The following is a 6,858-nucleotide window of genomic DNA, read 5'->3' as shown; positions in this document are numbered from 1 at the left end:
GGCGCCTGGAACTTCTGGCAGACCCACCACTGGTACTGAGCAACCAGCACCGAACAACCCGAACGCTCCCCCTGACGCGAAGGCGGCGGCCCCCCGATCCCCGGGACCGCCGCCTTCGCCACACCCACACCCACACACGTGCACCCTCGCGCCTACCTGCGGGCTGTGGGGACACGGTGCGTCGCGGGTGGTCCGGGTGGTCCGCGTGGTCGGGGCGCGGGGTGTTCAGCGGGTGCGGGTGGGCAGGCTGATGGTGGAGGGGTGGTCGGGGTCGTGGAACACCTGCTGGTTTGCCGCCTTCAGCTCGGTGGCGGTCTGCCGGGGTTCGCCGGTGCCGGGGTTGCGGTTGTACTGGGGGAACGCGCCGCTGGAGACCTGGATGCGGATGCGGTGGCCGGAGGGGAGCAGGTAGGCGGTGGGGGACAGGGTGACGGTGACGCGTGAGAGTTCGTCGGCGTGTGTGACGCCGATGAAGCCGTCGCAGATGTTGGTGGAGCGGCCTGCGGCGTCGACGTCGCAGACGCGGACGAACACGTCGGCGTGGGGCAGGCTGGAGCGGAACCAGATGTCGGCGCTGACGTCTCCGATCATCTCGACGTCCTCGGTGAGGGTGTCGCTGGTGTAGGTGAGAACGTCGGGGCGGGCTTCCAGCGCGGTGTTGTCGACGCGGCCGGCTTTGATGCCGGGCAGCAGGCGTACTCCGCCGACGGCGGGCGTGGGGTCGGCCGGGTCGTAGCGGTAGGAGTCCGGTTCCGATGTCGGCGGCGGGGCGAGGGCGAGGCGTCCGGCGGGGTGCAGGTGGAAGCGTTCCGGTGCGTATTCCGGCGGGGGCCAGGCGGACAGGTCGCGCCACTGCTCCGAGCCCATGACGAACACGCGCACCGGTGCCCGGTCGGCGGGGCCGGTGCCGTGGGCGTGGCCCAGTCCGAACTCCAGGGTCTCGCGCACCACGGTTTTCACGATCGAGGCCGAGTTGTGTGACCAGGGCCCGATGATGAGGCGGGGGTGACGGCCGGCGGCCTGCAGGCGGGCGTAGTCGCGCAGCTGGCCGGGCAGGAACACGTCGAACCAGCCGGCGATGAGGCTGGCGGGCACGGTCACGTCCGGGACCTGGTTGCTGACGTCGGTTCCGTCCCAGAACGGAGAGTCGGTGTCGTGCACCATGAAGTTCTGGATGATGTCGGAGCGGTGGCCGAGGGCGGCGCTGTCGGCGTCGGACAGCGGCAGTACTCTTTCGGCACGGCGACGCCGGCGAGCCCCCAGCAGGAACCGGGCCGTCGCCCAGCGGCGTTGCTGAGCCTCGACGAGCACACCCCAGCCGAACGCCGCTTCCAGGGCGAACGCATCCTTGCGCAGGAACGCCAGCCCCAGCGCCGAATCGGTCATCGCCGGAATCATCGCCTTGACCTGTGCGGGCAGCTGGTCGGCCATGGCCCACTGGGTGTATCCGAGGTAGCTGGGGCCGCACAACACCAGCGATCCCGCGAACCACGCCTGCTTGCACACCCAGTCGACGGTGTCGATCCCGTCGAGCCGTTCATGGCGTAGCGGGTCGAAGTCCCCGCCGGAGCCGGACGTACCGCGCGTGCTCTGTATCAGCACCTGAAATCCTCGTTCGGCCAGCGGCCGGGCCAGCTGCAGCGCGATCGGCCCACCACGCCCGTAGGGGCTGCGCAGCAACGCGGTCGGCAGGCCCTCGCCGCCGGTGCGGGGCGCCAACCGGTCGGCCAGCAGCACGGTGCCGTCCCGCATCGGGACCTTGAGGTCACGTTCGACCAGCAGGTCCCGGGTCTTCGGCGCCGGCAGTCCCAGTATTCGCTCGACGAGCAGGCTGGTCAGAGGTGGTGTTTTCATTCGGGTCCTCGGTGTGCGGGCGGGCCCGGCCGCGGTGTGCGTCGGTGAGATCGGACTGGATCCGCAGCAGACGCTCGGCGAATCCGCCCGGATCCAGGGGGTCGGCCCGTCGATCAGCCGTTCGTTCAGCGCCATGGCCGTGGCGCCGGTGAAGAAGTCTGCCATCTCGTCGGCGGTCTTCTTGTCGGCGGTCTTCTTGTCGAGATCGCCGAACAGCTGTCGGGCGCTGGCCATGCTGTGGGGGCGGAAGAGGCTGACCACCGTTCTGATCACGGCATACGCGCACGACCCGACCATGACCACACGCCTACTGTCTCCGCGCGACCTCTTACCACGGCGCGACGGCCGCGAGTACTCCCCGTGCAGCCGTTCCGTTCGGCCAGGTCCACCCGGCGACGAGGTGTTCGGACGACCTCTGCGCGGCCTCCACCGACCGCAGGACGCGGTTGACCTGAACGTCAAGCCCGTCGCCAGGGCCGGTTCCATGCACGGTGACGGTCGGGTCAGGGGTGTCGCTCTTGCTCTGGTGCTGCGGTATCGCCTCACCGCGCAGGAGGGCGCGCAACTGCGCCATCACCACCGGGTCGTGGACGCCGTCGTAGATCCACCGGGTGCCGAGTACCCCGTGCTCGGAGGTGCCGATCAATGCCTCGCCGGGAACGCCCTCCAGCACCGCACCGCGGTAACCCATCGGTACCAGATACGCCACCGGCTCCTGCGCGGTGGCGTCCACCACGACCATGAACTCGATCCCGACCGTGCCCTCCGGATCGTCCAGACGGAACCCACCGGCCTTCACCAGTTCCGGCGTTTCCGCGTCGCCCACGTACCAGCTCTGCTTCGGCAGCCAGCCGGTGAGCAACTCCAGCTTGGTGGGCGTCATGGTGGTGCGGTGGATCGAAGCCATGCGAGCTCCCTCACGCGTAGGTCCGGTCCCGTCCTCCAACGGGATGTGATCGAACCTATAGGAGACCGCCGTACCTCCCGAGCCGCCGGGAGCCATGGACCGCCAGGCCAGGCGTTCACGGTGGACATGCCGCGCAGGGCGACCGCTCGTACCCTGAAGTGGATGCCTGCGGTCGTCCATGTCCACGGGAAGTCGGCCTACCAGGTACGCGGTGGTCGAGATCCTGTCCGGCACCCGGTGGAGCGGCGGGAGGTTGCCCCATGAGCAGGCGCTGGACCGCGCGTCTGGCCCTGGCGGCGGGCGCGGCGGCGCTTCTGGTGCTGGTGGTCTTCGCCGGGCTCGGAAGCCTCGTGCTGATGGGAGTGGGGTGGGCAGGGCTGGCGCTCACGGCGGCCGGCGGGTGGTGGATGCTCACCCACACCGGCTGGATCAGGGTGCTGGCCACGCTGCTGGTGGTCGCCGCGCCGCTCGGTGTCCTGCTTCTGTACGCGGCTGCCGGGCTGCTGTGGGTCGTGCTGGTCTCGCTCGGCCTCTGGGCACTGGCCGTTTCCGCAGGCAGGGCCGCACTTGTCGAAGACACCTCGCCCAGCATGCCGGAGCGCTCCGTCAGCCGGGCCGAGCGACCGTTCCTGATCATGAATCCGCTCTCAGGCGGCGGAAAGGTCGAGAAATTCCGCCTGACGGAGCGGGCCAGAGCCCTTGGTGCCGAGGTCGTCGTACTGGATCCGGCCCGGCGGCAGGATGTGGCCGAGCTGGCGCGCCGGGCCGTCCAGAGTGGAGCTGACCTGCTCGGCGTCGCGGGTGGTGACGGTACGCAGGCCTCGGTCGCCGCTGTGGCTGCAGAGCACGATATTCCCTTCATGGTGATCAGCGCCGGCACCCGCAACCACTTCGCCATGGATCTGGGCCTGGACCGGCAGGATCCCTCCAGATGTCTGGAGGCACTGACCGACGGCGTCGAACTGCGCGTCGACCTCGGCTGCCTCCATGCGGGAGATCCTGTGGACCGGAGCACGGGGCAGGTCTTCATCAACAACGCCTCGTTCGGCGTGTACGCGGAAGTCGTGCAGAGCCCCGCCTATCGCGACGACAAGGCTCGCACCATCCTGGAGATGCTGCCGGATCTGCTGACTCACCACAGCGGCACACGGCTGAGTGTCCGCGCCGGATCGCTGACCATGGACGGCCCCCAGGCCGTACTGGTGAGCAACAACCCCTATGAGAGGGGCGACTCGGCGGGACTGGGGCGCCGAGAGCGACTGGACTCCGGCGAGCTGGGCGTGCTGTGTGTCGACGTCGGCAACGCCGCCGAAGCCACGGAGCTCCTGCTGCGTGGCGGGCAGGGTCGCGGGCTGAGCGCGGCCACCGCCCGAGAGGTCGTCGTCGACGCCCAGGCTCCCCTCATCCCGGTCGGTGTCGACGGCGAGGCCCTGATGTTGCCCACCCCGGTGCGCTGTCGACTCGCGGCCGGCGCTCTGCGCGTGCGCGTGCCCCGGCACCGGCCCGGCGTGCCGCACGGCGCCCCGCCGATGGACTGGCGCCGGGTGCGGCGTCTGGCGCTGACGATGGGGCGGGTCGCGGCAGGACGCGGCGCCACCTGAGCGAACGGCCGGTGTCGGTCCGGCGTACCTACGGCGTGCGGTACAGATGCGGCCACGCCTGGGTCCGATGTCCGGAAAACCACCGGAGTTCCCGCACCCAGCGCGCGGTCACTGCTCGTCGGTGGGCGGTTGAGCAGGGGTATCGGGTCCGGGCTCGGCAGGCAGTTCGGTGGTGGTGAGGGACGTCCACTCCGCTCCGGTACGCAGTCTGAAGGCGGCGACGGCGGCCTCCACGGTGGGGAAGAAGTGCCGGGGGTCGATGGTGCGGGTGAGTCCATACTGTTCGATCTTGCGCCGCACGGGGTCCTTGAGCTCGGCGAACACCAGATGCACGTCCTGGGCGTTGAGGTGCTCGTCGAGTTCCTCCAGGACGTCGGCGGCGGTGGTGTCCACGTCGGTCATGGGCTCCGCCGCGATCAGGATCCAGCTCGGCCGCGGATCCGCCTGGGCCAGTCGCAGAATCTCGTCGCGGAAGGTCTTGGCGTTGGCGAAGATGAGCGGGGCGTCGAACCGGTAGATCACCAGGCCCGGCAGCAGCTCGGCCTGCGGGTAGGAGCGGACGTCGTGGTAGCCCTCAAGTCCCTGCGCCCGCCCCAACACGGTGTTGTACGGCCACCAGGTGCGTCGGAAGACGTTGAGGACGGACAGGGCCACGGCGATGGCGATCCCGGGCAGCACGCCCAGCAGGGCCACGCCGACGAAAGCCGCGACGCACAGCAGGAACTCCGCGCGGCGCTGCCGCCACAGCCGTACCACCCCCGGGACGTCGGCCAGGGACAGTGACGCGGTGATGACCACGGCGGCAAGGGCCGGCTGGGGGAGATTGCGGAACAGGCCCGGAGCCAGCACAAGCATGAGGACGATGAGCGCCGCTCCGACGACCCCGGTGAGCTGACTTCTGGCCCCCGCGCGCTCCGCCACCGCCGTACGGGATCCACTCGTGCTGACGGGGAAGCCCTGGAAGAGACCGGCCGCCAGGTTCGCGACACCGACCCCGGCCATCTCCTGATTGCCGCGGACCTCCTGCCCCGCGCGGGCCGCGAAGGCCGACGCGTTGGAGATCGTGTCGGCCAGGGACACCAGGGCGATGCCCAGCGCACCGGCGAACAGCGGCGCGAGGTCGGCGAGTCGGACGTCGGGGATCGTGAACGGCGGGAAGCCCTCGGGTAGTTCGCCGACCAGGTTGACGCCGTGCTTGCCCAGGTCGAAGACCGTGGCCGCGGCGATCGCCAGGACCACCATCACGAGCACCGCGGGCACCTTCGGCAGGAAGCACTGCAGGACCAGGATCAGGACGATCCCGCAGCCACCGACCGCGGCGGCGGCCGGCACCGCAGCCCCGTCGGCGAGTTTCTGCACGAGGCCGACGCACTCGCCGATCAGGTTGTCCGCCTCGACTTTGAAGCCGAGCAGCTTGGGCAGCTGACCGATCAGAATGGTCAGGGCCAGGCCGTTCATATAGCCGATCATCGTCGGTTTGGAGATCAGATCGGCGATGAAACCGAGCTTCGCCACCGAGGCAAGAATCATGATGGCCGCCACCATGAGCGCGAGCACCGACGCCAGCGCGACAGCCCGGTCGGGATCCCCGTCGGCCGCCACCAGGGGGAGCACGGTGGCGGCGATCATCGGCCCCAGCGAGGAATCCGGGCCCAGCACCAGGATCCGGGACGGCCCGCACACCGCGTATCCGAGCAGGCAGAGAATCGTCGTGTACAGGCCGGTGATGGCCGGCAGGCCCGCCAACTCGGCGTACGCCATGCCCTGCGGCACCAGCAGCGTGGTCAGGACGACTCCCGCGACCAGGTCCTTGACCAGCCACTCTCGCCGGTAGGACGACACCGCACGGATCCCGGGAACAACCCGCAACCGGGAGAGAAGCCCGTGGCTGGTGTGCGGGGTTGTCACAGACAGTCCTTCCGTTCTGCCCTGCCGCCCCCGGTCCTCTCCGACCAGTGTCGACCCATCAGGCACTTCTCGACCGACGTGCCAGGAGCTTGCCCACTTCCCACAGGAGCAGAAGTGCCAGGGCGGCCGGCAGCGCCCAGCCGAACTGCTGCGCGTTGATCTCGGTCGTGCCGAGAATACGGCGGTCCCACCTCGTCGTCAGCACCCGCGTCCTGGGAACGACCGTTTCGGATGCCCTGCGGTGGTGTTGGGGTGCGACCCCCGTCACATTCCACGGTCACACTCCGTAACACCTCGCGCACTTTCCATCAACTCGCGGGTGAACCAGCCCACAGGACTTCTGTCACATACGAAGCGCGGTCGTAGCGGAAAAGCGTGACATGGACGCGTCGTCAACCCCTCTGACCTGGGGTTTGAGAGCCAGGTCACAGAAGGCACTTTCTCCTTGGATGCGACCACCACTAGTAAAAGGGGTCATTGCAGACACCCCCCGGAGCCTGTTTCTCTGAAGCAGTCGCAAGGCGCTGCGAGCCCACCCGGGCCGCGGCGCCCACGTACGCCCCGCCCCACCACGCACCACGCACCACG

5 protein-coding genes are annotated in these 6,858 nt (G+C 69.5%); 1 reads left to right on the top strand and 4 read right to left on the bottom strand.

Annotation, left to right across the window (positions count from 1 at the left end; genetic code table 11):
- Positions 1-225: 225 nt before the first annotated feature.
- Complete coding sequence (locus AB0D57_RS46645) at positions 226-2,088, bottom strand: CocE/NonD family hydrolase (RefSeq protein ID WP_362088602.1); 1,863 nt, start codon at positions 2,086-2,088, stop codon at positions 226-228.
- Positions 2,089-2,182: 94 nt separating this feature from the next.
- Positions 2,183-2,761 (bottom strand): 1,4-alpha-glucan branching protein, encoded by a 579-nt coding sequence (locus AB0D57_RS46640; protein ID WP_362088601.1) that lies wholly within the window; start codon positions 2,759-2,761, stop codon positions 2,183-2,185.
- Between the two features lie 260 nt (positions 2,762-3,021).
- On the opposite strand from AB0D57_RS46640, the gene AB0D57_RS46635 reads away from it, so the two are divergent.
- Positions 3,022-4,362 carry a diacylglycerol kinase family protein gene (locus AB0D57_RS46635; protein ID WP_362088600.1) on the top strand — a complete coding sequence of 447 codons (1,341 nt, stop codon included), beginning with the start codon at positions 3,022-3,024 and terminating at the stop codon, positions 4,360-4,362.
- A 108-nt stretch (positions 4,363-4,470) separates the two neighbouring features.
- Here the strand turns inward: AB0D57_RS46635 and sulP are convergent, their stop codons facing one another.
- Positions 4,471-6,270: a sulfate permease gene (gene sulP, locus AB0D57_RS46630; protein ID WP_362088599.1), complete on the bottom strand. Its 1,800-nt coding sequence runs from the start codon at positions 6,268-6,270 to the stop codon at positions 4,471-4,473.
- A gap of 58 nt (positions 6,271-6,328) precedes the next feature.
- Positions 6,329-6,475 carry a hypothetical protein gene (locus tag AB0D57_RS46625; RefSeq protein WP_362088598.1) on the bottom strand — a complete coding sequence of 49 codons (147 nt, stop codon included), beginning with the start codon at positions 6,473-6,475 and terminating at the stop codon, positions 6,329-6,331.
- Between the last annotated feature and the right edge of the window lie 383 nt (positions 6,476-6,858).

Origin of the sequence: Streptomyces sp. NPDC048275 (assembly GCF_040652275.1) — a bacterium.
Taxonomy (GTDB): Bacteria; Actinomycetota; Actinomycetes; order Streptomycetales; family Streptomycetaceae; genus Streptomyces.
The sequence above is the reverse complement of the archived record's forward strand: the minus strand, read 5'-3'. Positions and strand labels throughout refer to the sequence as shown.